A 17,458-nucleotide genomic window follows, 5' to 3' on the forward strand; every position below is an offset into this window, starting at 1 on the left:
AAACGCACAAAAAAGCCCCCCAGAAATTCTGGGGGGCTTTTTTGATAAATGCAAAGAGCTAGACTACAGGGCTTTTACATCCAGCGCCAGGCTGACGCCAGTAGCCGTCCGGTTCAGGCCGGTTACTGTGAAGACTACATACTGGTCGCCGCCCCGCACGCGGGCCACATACACGTCGCCCACTAGTACGTTGGCTACGCTGGCTACCTGATTCGCCGCCGTGGCCGTGAGATAGGTTTGACGGATGCTGTTCGACGTAGCAGCTGTGTACACCGCGGCGGTCGTTTTTACCAACCGGGTAGTGTTCAGGGCGTCCAGCTTCACTTGGTTGGTGGCAATGCTGGTGATGGCAATATCCTTCACCGTAGCCGCGTCGGCAGCAGCGGCCGCACTGAATGCAGCAAAGTTGAAGGCTGCCAAATCGCCGCCGGTGGTGCCGGTGTACGTGAGCGTGATGGGGCGCACCGCCGCTAGAGCTGTGGGTGTACCGGGCGTAATAGCGCTCGAAGTAACTGAAGCCGAACGGGCTGGCGTGCGCACTTTTGCCTCAAAGCGGAAGGTAACAGCCTGACCGGCCGAGTTGGCCGGAATAGTTGCATCAACGCTTAGCGTAGTGGCCGCGCCGGTTTGGGCACCAACCGCGGGCAAGCGCTGGCGCAGCAAGCGCCGCTCAGCAGTGGTTCCAACCTGAACATAGGTAATCAGGCTGTCCAAGTCTTTGTACAGAATGGAAGTGGCGGGCGTGGTCGTTGTCGCCGACGTCACACCGTTCACGTTCAAAGTCAGGTTGTAGCGCACCACATCGCCAGCTACTATGGGGCCAGCGGTGGGGGCCGTTACGTTCGCAACGCTGTTGATGCGAATGGTAGGCGTGGCCTCCGCTACCCGAAACTCAGCGGAGCGGGTTCTGAACTGGCCGTTTTGGCTAACCACGCGCACATCTACCCGAATCAACGACTTGTTGGCAGCCTGCGGCACTACGTAGTTTACCACCAGCGTGTCAGCCCGCTTAAGGCGAGAGTAAGCAGGTTTATAAGGGATGGTTTGCACCACCACGGAGTCGCGGCTGGGCTCCACTTTTTGCAGCACCAGGATCTCATTGATAGGGTCTGTCTGTTGGGCAAAATTTAGCTCTAGCGGCACCGTTTCACCCACAGCATATTTGGTGGCCGGCGTAAAGCTGGAGTTGGCAAGAATGGTCGGGAATTGTGGCCCAACTTCAGTATAAAGCTCGTCCAGCTTCTCATCGCAGCTGGTGGTAAGGCCAGTGAGCGTGAGCAGTAGGAGAGGGGCGTAACGTTTTAGAAAATGCTTCATATGCAGAGTTGCGGAAGTAAGTCAAAGAAAAACGCGCTGGGGGGGCAAAACCGGCCTTACGGCTGGTCCCACCACACAGGCAGCGCGATATAATCAGGAGCATTGCCACCTATGCGGGCAATTTCGTTCGGGTTGTACAATACCTCTGTAGCGCCGGGCAACAGGCGGCGCGGGAAGCGCACACCGGCGGGCGTAGTAGGCGTAGCCGGCACGACAAGCGCCTGGTTTACACCTGTTGGTACCCGCAAATTCACATAAACCGACGGGTTGAATTCGAAGCGGCGCAAATCAGACCACGACTCCGGGTTCAGGAACATGGCGATGTACTTCTGCTCCATGATGTTCTTTAGCGTCAGGTCGGCGGCACTTTGAGGTACGGCGGCGCTGGCTAAATAAGCCGTAATCTGGGCTTCGGTAATGGTAGGATAGGTAAGCACCGGTGTGCTGGTGCTGGAGCCGCCCACGCCGATTTTGCGCATGTGCGCCCGAATGCCCTCCTGGAAAGCCGTGAAAGCCCGCGTGCGGTTGTTAGCCCGGAACGCCGCTTCGGCCTCAATAAACTTCAGCTCGTGGTAGGTAATCAACTCAAAGTAGCCCAACTCGCGGGCGTACCAACTGGCGTAGAAATCGGTCTGTACGGTTGTGGGCTGGGGGCCGCCACCCACGCCGGGGTCGGCGCCGGTGCTGGTGGCCGTAGCCATAATGGGTAGGCGAGGATCGACAACCCCAAAGGTGCGTCCATCCAGATACTTAATGAAGTTGGCCGAGAAAGTTGACGTCGCGAAGTTGTTGCGGGTCGTACCGAAGATATTGGTAGTGCTTACCAATGGTGCCACGGCCACCTGAAACTGGAGTTGAGCATCATCAGCGGTAGCCTTAAATCCCTGATCGACCAGCGCTAGAATAGCGTTGGGATCATAGGGGGCTTTCTTGGTGAGGTGATGATTCTGCCGGGCCTTGAGGGAGTAAGCCAGCTTAATCCACTTGCTTACATCACCGCGGTACAGGATGTCGCCGCTGACGCTGGGCGAGGTCACGTAAAGTGGACGGAAGTTGGCCGAAGCCGGCTTGCTCATTTCCGTAATGCCTTCGTCGAGCAGCTTGTTGATGTTAGCATAAATCTCTTCCTGCGGATCATACTTAGGCGTATAGTTCCGCGCACCCAAAAAGGCCTCCGAGTATGGAATGTCACCGAACATATCGGTGGCGTGGCTCAGAATGAGCGCCATCATGATTTTGCCCGCGCCTACATAATACACCGAGCCTTCAGCTTCCGCCGCCGCTATCATCGGCGGAATATTGCCCCCCGAGTAGAAGTAGGTGTAGTTGAAAGAGTTGGTGCTTTGTGCGTTGGTGTAAAAGAAGTTGTCAACGGTATTGTTAGCCGTACGGCTAACCAGATATTGCGTGATAAACGGCGTACGCAGGGCCGTAAACATCTGCGTTTGAGCCCCGTTCGAGATGATATTCGGGAGCAGGAAGTTAGGCGTGGCCGTAGTTGGGTTGTTCGGATCGGTGTTCACGTCGAGGAAGTCGTCGCAGGAAGTGAACATACCGCCGCCCAGCACCAGGCCCAGCAGAAGGATAAGTTTTTTCATAAAAAGTAAAGACAGACAAGGCCGAAAAAGCCCCCCAGGGGAGGTGCAGCCAGATGAAGTTTAGAAAGTAACACGTACGCCCATGTCCACGCCGCGCGTGGCCGGAACGCTACCGAAGTCGAAGCCATTGGAACCGCCGCCGCGCACGCCAGCACCAGCCGCCGATGTCTCAGGGTCAGCGCCGCTGTAGTTGGTGAGTAGCAGCAGGTTGCGTCCGGTTACGCTCAGCTCAAGCCCCTTCACGAACGACTGACCGAAAGCCGCCGCCGGAATGTTGTAGCTCAGTGTCGCATAGCGAAGGCGCGTCCAGGAGCCATCCTCGATGAAGGCCGAGCCCACGACGCCCAATACGTTCTGGTAGTATCCCTGGGTCAGCTCCACGGGGCGAGTGTTCTGGGTGTAAGTGGTCGAGCCGTCACTGTTAGGTGTTGCAATTACGCCGTCGAATACCACTTCCTTGTAGCGGTCGAGGGTGCGCTCGCTCAAGCCGCTGGTGCGGGTGGCATACCAGTCGTTGCCGTTCACTACCTTGCCGCCCTTGCGGAAATCAAGCAGGAAAGTGAATTGCAGGGCTTTGTAGCTGAACGTGTTGGTAACCTGCGTAGTGAAGTCAGGAGCACGGTCGCCCTGGTAGGTGAAGGCGCTATTTACCAACGGATAACCTGTAGTGCCATTGATCAGAATGCGGCCTTCAGGGTCGCGCTGCCAGTCGCTGGCACCGATGCCCGTTAGCGGCTTTCCAGGGTAAGCACCGCCCTGAGCAAAGTCAATAATAAAGGCGTCGGACTGGTTTACCACGGTCAGTACGCTAGGTAGCTCCACCGTCTTGTTTTCGTTGCGGTAGAAGTTCGCGTTTATGTCCCAGCTGAAGTTGGTGGTCTTGATGGGCGAGCCATTCAGGGAGATTTCAACACCCTTATTTTCTACGGTTCCGCCGTTGATGTACTGCAGAATAAAGCCGGTAGCCTGACTCACGCGGGGGGCAATTAATTGGTCAGTGGTGCGCGTGCGATACACGTTCACATCCAGGCCCAAGCGGTTTTGCAGGAAGCGCATTTCGATGCCCAACTCATACGAGCGCGTACGCTCCGGAATGAGCAATCTGTTCGAGCCGAAGAAGCCATTGCGGAAGCCGCCACCGATGTATGTGTTAGCCGCTAGCGGCGACTCTACGCGGTAAGGACCCGTGTCTTTGCCTACTTCTGCCACCGAAGCCCGCAGCTTGCCATAGTTCAGGATTGGGTTCTGCTCGAGACCCAGTGTGCGGGTGAACTCGTAGCCCGCCCCGATGGAGCCGTAGCCGAAGCCCTTGCCGTAGATCTTGTTCTTATCTGGGCGGGGCAGCGTGGAGGAAATGTCGTAGCGGCCGCTGAACTCGAGGAAGATCTGATCCAGCAACACCAAGCTAAGTTGAGCAAAGTTGCCTACCAACCGGCGCTGTACGTTGCTGGTTAGAGCGTTGCGGTTTACGGTGTTGTTGATGCTAACGAAGGTTGGGTTCTGAAAAATCAAACCGATAACGTCCGTCTTCTCATTGCGAAGTTGCTCGACCGTGTTGCCCAAGGTCAGCGTGCCGCTGAAATTTTCGCTGAACTGATGGTTCAGGGTAGCCAGGAAGTTGGAGGTCAGAAGGCGGTTGGCATTCGTCGTTTCGGCAATACCGCCATCCTGGTTATTTACTAGTGAGGTGCCCACGGCCCGTACCGAGCGCACGCGCTCCTGGTAAAAGTCGGTGCCCAGCGTATAGCTGAAATTCAGCCACTTGTAAGCCGCAAAGTTCAACGTCGTATTACCGATAAAGCGGTTGGTGCGGTCGGTTTGTGGGTTGCGATTTACCGTGAAGTAAGGATTATCAGCATCGCTGGCGCTGGTAGAAGCACCCGTCAAACGGCGGCGGCTGCCGTCGGGGTTGAGGTAGTTGCGGGCGTCGTCATTACGTGGCCAGTTGAGCAAGCTGATCAAATAGCCCCCCGAGCCGCCAAATAAGCCCGGACCCTGCACCGGCCGCTCGCCACCCGAGTTCAGGTAGTTTGCGGAGGCGTTGGCGCTGAACTTAGGCGAAATCTGCACGGTGCCGGCCAGGCGAACGGACGCTTTGTCGTACTGGCTTTCAGGCGTAATGCCTTTGGAATCGAGGTGCTGTGCCGAAAGCAGGAAGCTGGCTTTTTCCGTGCCGCCTGTCATCGTTAAGTAGTTCTGGAAAGAGGTGCCCTTCTGATAGAAGTCTTCTAGGTTATTGAATACTTCTTCACCTGGCGCAAAGCGCGGCCCCCACGACTGGCGAGTGCCCGGATCGAAAATACCATTCGAGCCTTGCTTGTATTGGTCCTGGAGCTTGGGCAGACGATTTACTTGGTCTACCGAGAATTGGGTGCGATATGTAAGCGTGGTACGACCGGCAGTGCCACTCTTGGTCTTGATGATTACGGCGCCGTTGGCAGCACGCAGGCCGTAGAGTACGGAAGCAGCGGGGCCTTTCAGCACGGTCATACTCTCAATATCTTCGGGGTTGATGTCGGAGGCGCGGTTGGTGGTACCTACCGAGCGACCCAAAATGCCGTTGAAGGCCGAACCGCCACCGGGTGCCGTCGATTCGGCGAAGGACGAGTTATCCATGATAACGCCATCGATGACGAACAAAGGCTGGTTGTCGCCATCAAGCGAGGTGCCGCCGCGAATCACGATGGCGGCGCCCTCGCCGGGGCCACCACCTGAGCTGGTGATGTTTACGCCCGCGATTTTGCCCTGCAAGGCATTCACGATGTTTGGCTGGCGCGAGTCAATAAGATCTTTGCCTTGTACTTGCTGTGCACCGGTTACTTCCGTCCGCTTTGCCTTCTCGATGCCAAAAGCACTGGTGATAAATACTTCACCCAAGCTAGTGGTGCTGGCGGCCAAAGCCACGTCGATGGTAGCGCTGGTTGCGGGGCGTTCCTGCGCAGTGTACCCAATGAAGCTGAATACCAAGGTGCTGCCCTCGGCTACATTGTTGAGCGCGTAGCGGCCTTCAGCGTCGGTCTGAACACCATTGGTGGTGCCTTTGACAATTACGTTTACGCCTGGTAGGGGCGAGCGGTCATCGGCGGCTGTCACAACGCCGGTTACGGTTCGGGTGGTTTGGGCAAGAGCCGGAGGGGCTAGCAGCCACCCCAGCGCCAGGAAAAACCATAGAAGTTTTTTCATTGAAAGGAGAGAATGGTGAAAGGGAAGGAAAGGAGCATGAAAAGAAAAGACCGGAACCCGAGTGCTCAAAGCAGTTGGATTCCGGTCGACAAAGCGTCCGAAGTTATTGGGGGTCAATACACAAACAGGTACAGGTGCCCATAGAGGGAATAGCTAAACTGAACCGCAAAGTATAAACTACTTAGCAGCTATTCATCGATTCAGCGCACAGAAATGCGTAAAAGTGGATTTAAAGCTAAAGCTGAAGATTAAGCTGCACAACTATATATGGAATTTTATTAGCGGAGCTTGGACTCTGAAACAGTAAGTGAAACCTATCAACTTTTCCTAAAACGTATTTTTTACCTTAGAGCGCCTCAACCTACTTCCTATGCAATCTACTACGCAAGCTGCCATCAACACGACGCACACGGTGCCGCTGGTAGAAGCCGCCGGCCCAGGCCGACTGGTGTCACTCGATGTATTTCGGGGCATCACCGTCATGGCCATGATACTGGTAAATAACCCCGGCAGCTGGGGCCACATCTATGGGCCGCTGGAGCACGCCAAATGGCACGGCTGCACCCCCACCGATCTCATATTTCCCTTCTTCCTGTTTATAGTAGGCGTCAGCATTGTGTACGCGCTCGACTCGGCTAAGCAAGACAAAAGCCGCCACCCGCAACTACTGCTGCGCATTGTAAAGCGCTCGGCTATTCTGTTCGGGCTGGGACTGTTTTCAGCGCTGTTTCCCAGCTTCGTGTTCGAAACGGTGCGGATTCCGGGCGTGCTGGCGCGTATTGCCGTTGTATTCTTGATGTGCGGTACAATATTCCTGAAAACGAACTGGCGCACGCAGGCGTGGCTCCTGGGGGGCATTTTGGTGCTCTATAATATCCTCATACAAGTGGTGCCGGTGCCTGGTTTCGGCCCAGCCAACCTAGAACCCGCCACCAACCTCGGCGCCTGGCTCGATCGCCTCATACTAGGCGAAAATCACTTGTGGAAATCCAGCAAAACCTGGGACCCGGAAGGGTTGCTGAGCACCTTGCCAGCCATTGGTACAGGCATCGCTGGTATGCTGGCGGGCCAATGGCTGCGGTTGCGCAACGTAGAGCCAGCCACTAAAGTAGCTTGGCTTTTTGTAGCTGGCGGCGCTGCTATTGTGCTGGGGATGATCTGGAATGGCTGGTTTCCGATCAATAAAAGTCTCTGGACGAGCTCATATGTACTCTACACGGCTGGTATTGCAGTGGCTATGCTAGCAGCACTCTACTGGCTTTGCGACGTGCACGGCTACCGCGCCTGGACTAAGCCTTTTTTGGTGTACGGCGTGAATGCCATTACCGTATTCTTCCTGTCGGGCTTGGTGCCGCGCCTGCTGCAGATGATTAAAGTACCTGTGGCTAATGGCGAGTCAGTGGGCCTGCGCACCTGGCTTTACAATACGTTTTTTGTGCCCTATTTCAGTCCTATCAATGCTTCGCTGGCCGGCGCCATTGTGTGCGTACTGATTTGGTTGGGGATATTGTGGGTGATGTATAGTCGGCGGATCATTATTAAGGTCTGAAGAAAAAAGCCCCCCAGAAAGACTCTGGGGGGCTTTTTTCTTAATAGGTTAAAGTTTAGAAAGTATAATCAGCGAAATCCTGGCGCAGCTTGGTTTTTAGCAGTTTGCCGGTGGCGGTGTGTGGTAGTTCTTCCACAAACTCCACTGCATCGGGCGTCCACCAGCGAGCAATTTTGCCCTCGAAGAATTGCAACAGCTCTTCCTTGCTGACTTCGGCGCCAGGTTTGAGCACTATGACCAGCAATGGCCGCTCGCTCCACTTAGGATGGGGCACACCAATCACGGCCGCCTCGGCAACGGCTGGGTGTGCAATGGCGTGGTTTTCTAGATCAATGGACGAAATCCATTCGCCGCCCGACTTGATGACATCCTTGGAGCGGTCGGTGATTTGCATGAAACCATCGGGGTCGATGGTGGCCACGTCGCCAGTTTTGAACCAGCCGCTTTGGGTTAGCTGACCCGGCTCACCGGATCGGAAGTAATCACCTACGATGAAGGGGCCGCGCACGAGTAAGTCGCCGAAGGCGACGCCATCGTGGGGCAACTCTTGTCCGGCATCATCTACTATCTTCATGTCTACCCCAAAGATGACGCGACCCTGCTTGGTTTGAATGGCGAATTGCTCATCGGGAGAGAGAAGTAAGTGCTTGGCTTTGAGCGTGCAGGCCGTACCTAGTGGGCTGGTTTCGGTCATGCCCCAGGCGTGCCGAATTTCGATATGCAATTCTTCGTCAAAGGCTTTCAGCAGTGCGGGTGGGCAGGACGATCCGCCTACAATCATGCGCTTGAGGGTGCTGAATTGCAGCTTTTTCTCTCGCATAAACGTCAGCAGACCAAACCAAATAGTGGGCACACCAGCCGTAAACGTGACTTTTTCCTGCTCAAACAATTCAAACAAACTGGCGGCATCGAGGCCGGGACCGGGCATTACCAGTTTGCAGCCGTTCATGGGCGCCACGTAGGGAATGCCCCAGGCGTTGACATGGAACATGGGTACTACGGGCAAGACCACGTCGCGGGCCGAGCAGTTAAAGCAGTCGGGGAGGGAAGCGGCGTAGCTGTGTAGCAAGGTGGAGCGGTGGGAGTAGAGCACACCCTTGGGCTCGTCGGTGGTACCGGACGTGTAGCAGAGCGACGAAGCGGTGTTCTCGTCGAAAACGGGCCACTCGAAATCTGATGTTTGGCCGGCCAGCAACTCCTCGTAGCAAAGCAGCTCGCCGGGCAAAGAGGAGTCGGCGGGCATGTGGGCGCGGTCGGTGAGCAGAACCCAACCGGCAACTTTTTGGCAGTGGGGGGCTAATTTCTCGGCCAGCGGCAGAAAGGTGAGGTCCAGAAAAATGTAGCTGTCCTCGGCGTGGTTGATGATGAATACCAGCTGCTCGGCAAACAAGCGCGGGTTGATGGTATGGCAAATCGCCCCCAGCCCCGATACGCCATAATACAGCTCGAAGTGGCGGTGGTTGTTCCAGGCCAGCGTCCCGATTCGGTCGCCCATGCCGACGCCCAAACTCTTGAGCGCGTTGGCTAGCTGCTTGCTGCGCTGGTGAGCATCGTGGTAAGTGTAGCGGTGAATGCCGCCTTCCGTTAGGCGCGACACGATTTCGGTGTCGGAGTGCCATTTGGCCGCGTGTTCAAGGAGCCCCGCGATGCGCAGGGGCTGGTTCATCATCAAGCCGAGCATAAAAAACGTTGGTTGGGATACGGACTATACCGTTTTCTAAGCTAAGAAAAAACAACGATTGACCTCACGTGCGCCTCATCCCCCGGCCCCCTCTCCGCGGGAGAGGGGGAGCCAGCTGACTGGTTCTACGCGGCTACGTCGGCTGGCGCCTCCGCAACCGCTACCGCCTGCTAGTTTTTAGAAAATAAAAAAAGCCCCCAAGAATAACTCGGGGGGCTTTTTTGATACTATGAAACTGGTAGCCGTACCTGAAGCGAAAGCGGAAGGTGCGGCGTAGGCCGAGCGCTTAGCTCCCCCTCTCCGCGGGAGAGGGGGCCGGAGGGTGAGGCCCACCTATTGCTCCTTCAGCACCGGCGATTCAATGGGCGTGCTTTTGCCCTGCTGTACAGCTTCGATAGCAACTTGCAATAAGTGGCTGCGCACGCTCAGGTCGCTGATCTTATTATTGTTGCGCGTGGGATTTACGCGGTTCGAGAGGAAAATAACGGTTAGATCATACTGCGGATCGACCCAGAAGTAGGTGCCGGTGTAACCCGTGTGGCCGTAGCTGCTTTGGCTGGCATTTTTGGCTGAATTCACCGAGGGGTTGGCCGCGGGCCGGTCGAAGCCGAGGGCGCGGCGGTTATCGGGGCAGAACTGGCAGCGCGTGTACTCGACTATGGTTTCGGGCTTGATGAGCTGCTGGCCGCCGTACTTGCCATTCCAAGCATACATCTGCACCACTTTCGCTAGGTCATTCGCATTGCCGAACAGGCCTGCGTGGCCAGAAATGCCTCCTAGCAAAGCCGCGCCTTCGTCATGCACGGTGCCGTGTAACTGGGTGTGGCGGAACAAGGAGTCATATTCGGTAGGCGCAATGCGGCTAAGCGGGAAGCGGCGGGTAGGATTGTAGCCCATAGTTGTCGCGCCCAACGGCTTATAAATCTCATCAACCACAAACTGATTGAGCGGCTTGCCAGAAGCTGACTGCACAAACTGCGGCGCCATAATAAACGACAAATCGGAGTACACGTAGCCGGGCTTCTCATTTAGCGGCGACTCAGCGATGGCTTCGCGAATGCGTTCGGGGAAATCCTTGCGGGCCCACAGATTGGTGGCAGCTTGATACGGAAAGCGCGCCGAAGAATCAGAGCGGAAGAAGCGGCGGTTCAGCTCCGATGGCTTGGTAGCTGACACATCGGCTGCGTCGGGGCTTTTGCCAAACAGCTTGTTAAAAATGCCGCGGGGCTTGGTGTAGTCTTTCCAAAACGGAATCCAAGCCTTGAGGCGAGCTTGGTGGGTGAGTACGTCACGCAGTTTCAAATCCTGCTTATTCGTGCCTACAAACTCAGGATAGAGCTGGCCCATGGTCATGTCGGGATTGAACTTGCCCTGATCCTGAAGGCGCATGAGCGCCGGCAGCGCCGCCGATACTTTCGTTACCGAAGCCAGATCGTAGATGTCGGTATTCTGCACTGGGCGCGGCTTTTTGCCCCCCAAGCGTGGATTGTCGGCGTAGTCGTGGGTGCCGTAGCTTTTGCGCAATACCACCGTTCCTTTGCGGGCAATCAGCACTTCGCCACCGGGGAATGCCTTGGCCTCTAACGCCTGCTGCATCATCGAGTCCACGCGGGCTTCGAGGTTGTTGTTCATGCCTACCGCTTCGGGCCAGCCGTAGCTCAGGCGTATGCCGCCCTGGGTGCTGAGACCGAAGCCGCGCGGGTACTGGTCGGAGATGGTGACGGGCAATTTGCCTTGAGCCCCAATGCCGCCAAAAATCATCTGCGCGGTCAGATCCTGAGCATTTTTGCTTTCTTGGTAAGCCAGCACCACGGCGTCGGCGCGGGCCAGGTCGCGGACTTTGGCCACGGCGTAGGCATTGCCGAATACGCTTACCACGATGCGCTGTTTGGCCGTCGCCAGTTCGCGCAGCAGCACGTTGGTTTCTGGCGTCACGCCAAAGTTGGTAGCCGGTAAGCGTCCCAGATTATTGAGACCAACAAGCAGCGTATTATAACCTTTCAGCGCCTCCCGAATCTTCACCAGCTCATCCAGCGTAGGCGTGGCCGACAGCCAGAAATGGTCGGCAGGTGCGTAGTCCGTCACCATGCGTTGAAAGTCGGTGGTGTCTTTGGTGCCGATGGTCACCGTGGCAATGCGCAACGTGTCGAGGCCTTGCAGAGGCAGCAGGTTTTTCTCGTTGCGCAGCAAGGTCAACGACAACTCGCTCAGGCGCTGACTCAAGTAGTTGGCGTGCGGCGTGTTGAGGTCCTTACACAAGTTTTTGAGGTCGATGGGCTGATACTTGTTCAGACCGGCCCACTCCTTCAGCGCCAGCACCTTGCGGCAGCGGCGGTCAATTTCTGCCTGCGTAATCTCGCCCCGATTAATAGCTTCCCGCACCATCGTTAGAGCCAGCGGGATGTTTTTGGAGAATTCCAGAACGTCGTTGCCGGCGAGCAGGGCGCGCACATCGCCTTCGCCGGGCGGAAACATGTTGGTGAGGCCCTTCATGTTCATGGCATCGGTGAAAATAACACCCTCAAACCCCATTTTCTCTTTCACCATCCCCGTCACGATGGGCTTAGACAGGGTGGAGGGAATGCCCGTGCTGTCGAGGGCCGGAATATTAAGGTGGGCAATCATAATGCCCCCCAGGCCACGCCGCATCAGGCTGCGAAAGGGAAACAGCTCCAGCGTATCGATGCGGCGCTGGTCTACCCGAATCAGGGGCAGGGCCAGGTGGGAATCGGTGTCGGTGTCGCCGTGGCCGGGGAAGTGCTTGGCAACGGCCAGGATGCCGTTGTCCTGCATGCCGCGCATGTACTGGTAGCTTTTGGCAGTTACTTCCTCGCGGTTGTCGCCCCAGGAGCGGTAGCCGATAACGGGGTTGGCAGCGTTGTTATTCACATCGACCACCGGCGCAAAGTTGACGTGCATACCCGTGCGCTTGAATTGGCGGGCAATTTCGGCGCCCATCTCATACAGCAAGGCCGTGTCCTGTACGCCGCCCAGGCTCATTTGGTAGGGAAACCGCGTGGTGCTGTCCAGGCGCATGCCCAGGCCCCACTCAGCATCCATGGCTACCAGCAGCGGCACTTTCGCTTGGGCCTGGTAGCGGTTGAGTAGCTTGCTTTGGCGCACCGGTCCGCCCTGAAAGAAAATTAGCCCCCCAACGCCGTATTGCTGCACCAACTGCGACACGGAGTCCTCATCGATGCGCTTGCGGTTGGAGTAAGCCGCCACCATAAACAGCTGGGCCACGCGCTGATCGGGCGTGAGCGTGGCCATCACCGAGTCAACCCACCGCGACTTTGCCATCTGGGGGGCAAAAGGCACCGGCGCGTTCAGGGAAACCGGCTTTACCGGCGCAACCGCAGTTTTAGGCTTAGCGGGTTTCTTCCGTCGTTGCTGGGCCGACGTGGCGAAGGGCAGGAATAATAGAATGAGAATGAAGAGCGAGAAATTCCGGGACGTGAGCAAGGGCGCAGGGTTCGGGTGAAAGTCAACCGTAAAAATACGGCAACCCACGAAGTTATGCGAGAATAGCTGAGAAGTGAATTGTAAATGCAGAGCAAGAAGCTGCGTTTATACTATATCTATTCTATTTAGCCCGCCATGCCGAGCGCAGTGAAGCATCTCGCTCGCGGTCGTTTGATTGGTACTCAAGCATCAGCACGCGAGATGCTTCGCTGCGCTCGGCATGGCGGGCTAAATAGATGTCAGGTTCTTCGAATGGTCGATTACTCTCGCATAAAAAAGAGCCGAGGACGTCCCGGCTCTTTTCTCACTCACGCAAAAAAGCTTGTTACTGAATCACTATTTCCTCGGTGTGAAATACGTTGCCCTGCTCGCCTTTTAGCTGCACCGTTGTTACTAGCTTTTTACCTTCCCGCCGAAAGCGAAACACGCCGTAGTGCTTCTGATTCACCAGCGGGCCGATGCGATATTGGTTGGGTTCGCCGGTATTATTAGTGGCCGAGTGAGTCAGGCCGCTGGAAGTGATTTCGTAGATGGGATAGGCTACGCCGGGCAGCGTTATTTTGGCCATTTCGCCGATGTGCCGGTCGCCGCTGATGAGCAGCACGCCTTTGGCTTTGGTGCTGGCCAGCAGGCTGAACAGGCGCTGGCGGGCGGCCGGAAAGTTGGCCCATTTCTCGTACGGATGCTCCTGGGCCAGAAACTGAATACCGGAGCCAATGATGTGGGCGTCGGCGTCGCTGGTGATGAGCTGTTCTTCCAGCCACTTCCACTGCGCTACGCCCAAAATATCGCCGGTTGGGTTGGGCTGATACACCTTATTGGCATCCCGATATATCTCATCCTGGTGGTAGCGGTCATCCAGCAGAATCACCTTGATTTTCTTGCGCCCGACAGTATAGGTATAGGCCGTATAAATGCCTTCCTGCTGGCGGCGCGGACTGCTGGCCGGTTCTTGTAAAAAGTCGAGCGCTAGTTGCTGACTTTCTTTTTTGGGGCCAAATGATTTGTCGCCGTCGTTGCGGCCGTAGTCGTGATCGTCCCAGGTACCGATGACGGGGACTTGGGTGCGGAAGGCTTTGTAATCGGGTTGGTTGAACTGCTGATCATACTTGGCTTTAAGCACGGTCATATCTTCCGTGTCGCCGTAAATGTTGTCGCCCAGCCATACCCAGAGGTCCGGTTTATCCTTGGAAATTGCCTCCCAGATGGTCTGCGGGAGGTCTTGGCGGTCGCAGGAGCCGAAAGCAATCGTCATTGCTTTTTTGCGCTGAGCCACGGCTGCTGGGCTGCCCAGAGTTAAAAGCAAACCCAAGATCAGGAGATAGTTCTTCATGCTGCAAATATGAAAAATAGAGCAGAAGGAGCGACGTGCTTGGTGTGAAGCTACTGTTATAAAAAGCCCCCCAGCCGTCAAAAGCATCCGCCGACGGTCTAATTTTTGTGAGTCGGGCACACGCCACGCCGCCGCTGCGCGTTAAGAGTGCTACTTGCCTTGAAAACTAAACGACTATTGCCCTTGAATACGCTCCTGATTCTTCTTGCTTTTCTTCGTGTGCGCCTGATGGGTGGTAAACTCGCTGCCCGCTTCGGTGTCGTCGTGCTATTAGTTGGTGGCTTAAGCCACGGCGCCTATGCCCAGTATCCGGTGCGGGGTATTATTCGGGATAAAGAAACCAAGGAGCCGCTGCCATTTGTGGGTATTGGTGTAAAAGGCACGACCATGGGCACGGCCAGCAATGAGAATGGAGAATTTACACTGAGCTTGTCCTCGGTGCCCCAAACGCTGATTTTTTCCGAGCTAGCCCATATCAAGGATACCGTGCGCGTTACGCAGGCGGGTCAGTCGTTGGAAATAGAGTTGGCGCCGGCTACGGTGGTGCTGTCGGAGGTGAAAGTGGCCAGCTACGCCTACCAGCTGGTAGACCGTGCGTATCAGCAGATGAAGAAAAACTATGGCCGCAAATTCTACGGTAAAGCCTATTACCGCCAGATCACGCGCATCGACAACGACCCCACGGAGCTGCTGGAAATGGTGTGGAATGCGAAGTCCAACATCGCCCGCATTGAAGGCACCAGCATCGCACAGGGGCGCTACGCCGCCAAGCAAGCGCTGATCAGCGACAAAAACTTTTCGCTCTACACCAAAGCCTTCGGCCTCTACGATGATAAGGCGGACACAACCAAGGCGCTGGGCCTGTTCAGCCCAAATGTGGTGGCAAACTACCTGCTAGAAATCAAAGGCGTGTTGGAGAAAGGAGAAACCGGCGGCGTGGCCGAAATTGCCTTTGAAACGCGCCCCGAGCAAACTAAATACCGCTCGAAAGGCACCGTCTGGATTGATGTGGATACCTATCAGGTGATTCGCTACAAAATGACTACGCCCCAGCTTACCCGCAAAGCCAACAACCCGACGTTCTCCTTCAAAAATACGGAGCTGGAGCTGGATATGGTGTTTCAGAACGATACTACGGCCGTAAACCCATTGGAGCACATCAAAGCAGACATGACCTACGATTTGGTGCGGCCTGGTTTGCCACCATCCAAAATGAAAGTGTCGGCTTTCACCTTCTTCTACGACACCAGCCGCAAGCCTACCAGCCTGACGTATAACAAAGTGACCAGCAACGAGCGTGACCTGGAAACCATTAGAAAGGTAAAATACGACCCCGAGTTTTGGGCTAATAATCCGGTGGTAAAACGTACTCCGCTAGAAGATGAAGTAGCCAAGTCGTTTGAGCAGAAAGGCGCCTTCGGAACGATGGTGAAAAAGCCCGAGCCTAAGGCCGACGTCCGCATTCGCAATGGCCGAATAGAATAGCACGCTGGGGGGCTTTTTGCTAGCCCCAAAACAATACTTTTCAACATTACGCCCCAACTTCTGCACGGAGTTGGGGCGTGGTGTTTTCAGCGGATGTGGCGCTTACTTGTGCTGCTCCCACTCGGCCAGCTTAAGCCGGTGCTCTCGATAAATCCGGTTAATAATAGCTGTATCTGGATTGGTGCCGAGCGCAATGGTAGTGCCTTGTTCGCGAGCATAACTGTTCTCGATTTTGCCTCGGCGCTGGTAGTTGGAAAAATGCCCCCCAAAGTCCTCCGAGTCATCCGTGACCAAGAGTATGTGCCGGTACGGCTGCGCCGGGCGCGTTGGAAACCAGTATAAATAGCTGCCATTGAAGCTGTGCGCCGCTGGCATATTCCGGTCCCGATTGTAGTAATTCAAAGCCCCGGCCTGGCCGTAATTATCGCATAGCACGAGGGTGCGGCTGCGCGAAGAGTCGGGCAGACTTTGGTACGCTTGCCAAGCTTTGTCGGCTAATTCCTGCCAGCCCAGCATATCGGCGAAATCTTGGGGTAGCGGGTGAAGCTTGCCGTCTTCCCAGCGGTTGGCGCCGGTGCTGCGGTAGGATTCGCCAATCTTCTGCATTTGGGCCGGCGGATACAGCGCGTAGGCATACGGAAACAGGGGTATAGCCAGCACCAGCAACACGGCCGGCAATATGGGTCGTGCCAGCTTGCTCAGTCGCGGGAAGTTCCCTAGCTGATGCTCCAGCCACCCCGCGCCGGCCGCGAACAGAATAGGGTAGTAGCCCAAGGCATAGTAGCTCTTGCCGTGGAGCACAGTCAGCAATAAAAGCCCCCCAACGAAGACTAAGCCCACGCTGTGGTACGGCCGAAACGGTTGATAGAACAACAGGGCCAGCAGCCCCGTCACCCATACCCACAAGGCCGGAAAACACATGAGCAATTGGTCTTGCCAAAAGTCGGCTACCGACACATTCACCAGCTGCGATTCGTGCAGCAGGGACATATGGTGCAGAAAGGGAATGCCGTGCTGTATCTGCCAGATCAGGTTGGGTAAAAACAGCGCCAAGGCAATGCCGGCCGCAATCCACCCAGCTTTGGTAACCAAAATACGGCGCTGCTCAGTCAGGAGTAGGGCGGTGATCAGGGCCCCGATGAAAAAGAAAGTGGTGTACTTATTCAGCAGACTCAGGCCCAGCACCACGCCAATGCCATACAGGTAGCGCGGCTCCGGTTGCTGACTATAGGCAATCAGCCAGTAGCAGCTCAGCGTAAAGGCGAATACTTCGAACGAGTTGGGTTGAAACAGAAAGTTGAGGCGCGAATAAGCACAGACGATATAGCTAAGGCACGCCAGTACCTGCGCCCACCTGCCGCCGCCCAGCCGCTGGGCGGCCCGCCCCACCACGTACACCGTGCCCGCGCCCCACAGCAAGGGCCAGAATTTTACCCAAAAATACCCCCCACCCAGGGCCAGCGTGAGCCAGCTTTGCATGGCCATCAGGGGCGGCACTTCCAGGTAGCCCCAAGCCAGATGCTGGCCATAATTGAGGTACAGATATTCGTCGCGGTGCAGCTCGTAAACCCGGCTGGCCAGCACAAAGCCGAGCACAAACTTAAGACCGGCGAAGAGCAACGGAACAAGACGTTTCATGCCGGAATATATTCGATTCGTAATGAACACCAAGCCCGCATTATTTCCGGCCGAGCGGTGCAGCCTTTTCAGAGTAGAACGACCTTATTTATGGACGGGACTAGAACGGTGCGCTTGACTGGCCGGAATAGTACTCCAACCTCGCTTCCGCCTGCAACTTTAGCCTTACTGTGTGGCTGACTAGCTATATTGCTCCCCACTCAAACCCTCCT

9 protein-coding genes are annotated in these 17,458 nt (G+C 56.0%); 2 read left to right on the forward strand and 7 right to left on the reverse strand.

All coding sequences use genetic code 11. The features are described from left to right. Nucleotides 1-63 precede the first annotated feature (63 nt). Genes H8B13_RS07940 through H8B13_RS07950 form a run of 3 tightly spaced genes read right to left on the reverse strand, consistent with a single transcriptional unit; the run spans nucleotide 64 to nucleotide 6,098 of the window. Nucleotides 64-1,317: a hypothetical protein gene (locus H8B13_RS07940; RefSeq protein ID WP_187310240.1), complete on the reverse strand. Its 1,254-nt coding sequence runs from the start codon at nucleotides 1,315-1,317 to the stop codon at nucleotides 64-66. Between the two features lie 56 nt (nucleotides 1,318-1,373). Beyond that, a complete protein-coding gene (locus tag H8B13_RS07945; protein WP_187310241.1) occupies nucleotides 1,374-2,915 on the reverse strand; it encodes a SusD/RagB family nutrient-binding outer membrane lipoprotein in 1,542 nt (513 codons plus the stop codon). A gap of 60 nt (nucleotides 2,916-2,975) precedes the next feature. Continuing rightward, complete coding sequence (locus tag H8B13_RS07950) at nucleotides 2,976-6,098, reverse strand: SusC/RagA family TonB-linked outer membrane protein (RefSeq protein WP_187310242.1); 3,123 nt, start codon at nucleotides 6,096-6,098, stop codon at nucleotides 2,976-2,978. A gap of 370 nt (nucleotides 6,099-6,468) precedes the next feature. Between H8B13_RS07950 and H8B13_RS07955 the strand changes: the two genes are divergently transcribed. Then, entirely contained in the window at nucleotides 6,469-7,647 is a 1,179-nt protein-coding gene (locus H8B13_RS07955) for an acyltransferase family protein (RefSeq protein WP_187310243.1), read from the forward strand. A gap of 55 nt (nucleotides 7,648-7,702) precedes the next feature. Here the strand turns inward: H8B13_RS07955 and H8B13_RS07960 are convergent, their stop codons facing one another. The 3 genes from H8B13_RS07960 to H8B13_RS07970 form a co-directional block, all read right to left on the reverse strand. Next, nucleotides 7,703-9,328 (reverse strand): 3-(methylthio)propionyl-CoA ligase, encoded by a 1,626-nt coding sequence (locus H8B13_RS07960; protein ID WP_187310244.1) that lies wholly within the window; start codon nucleotides 9,326-9,328, stop codon nucleotides 7,703-7,705. 333 nt (nucleotides 9,329-9,661) lie between these two features. Further along, the gene (locus H8B13_RS07965) at nucleotides 9,662-12,790 is read right to left on the reverse strand and encodes a glycoside hydrolase family 3 N-terminal domain-containing protein (protein ID WP_187310245.1); all 3,129 of its coding nucleotides are present in this window, start codon (nucleotides 12,788-12,790) and stop codon (nucleotides 9,662-9,664) included. Between the two features lie 325 nt (nucleotides 12,791-13,115). Continuing rightward, nucleotides 13,116-14,123, reverse strand: a complete 1,008-nt coding sequence (locus tag H8B13_RS07970; protein WP_187310246.1) for an alkaline phosphatase D family protein — start codon at nucleotides 14,121-14,123, stop codon at nucleotides 13,116-13,118. Nucleotides 14,124-14,306: 183 nt separating this feature from the next. On the opposite strand from H8B13_RS07970, the gene H8B13_RS07975 reads away from it, so the two are divergent. Then, nucleotides 14,307-15,608 (forward strand): carboxypeptidase-like regulatory domain-containing protein, encoded by a 1,302-nt coding sequence (locus H8B13_RS07975; RefSeq protein ID WP_187310247.1) that lies wholly within the window; start codon nucleotides 14,307-14,309, stop codon nucleotides 15,606-15,608. A 102-nt stretch (nucleotides 15,609-15,710) separates the two neighbouring features. Here the strand turns inward: H8B13_RS07975 and H8B13_RS07980 are convergent, their stop codons facing one another. After that, nucleotides 15,711-17,246 (reverse strand): glycosyltransferase family 39 protein, encoded by a 1,536-nt coding sequence (locus tag H8B13_RS07980; protein ID WP_187310248.1) that lies wholly within the window; start codon nucleotides 17,244-17,246, stop codon nucleotides 15,711-15,713. Nucleotides 17,247-17,458: the final 212 nt, after the last annotated feature.

The sequence above is a fragment of the Hymenobacter sp. BT188 genome (assembly GCF_014333585.1).
Classification (GTDB): Bacteria; Bacteroidota; Bacteroidia; order Cytophagales; family Hymenobacteraceae; genus Hymenobacter.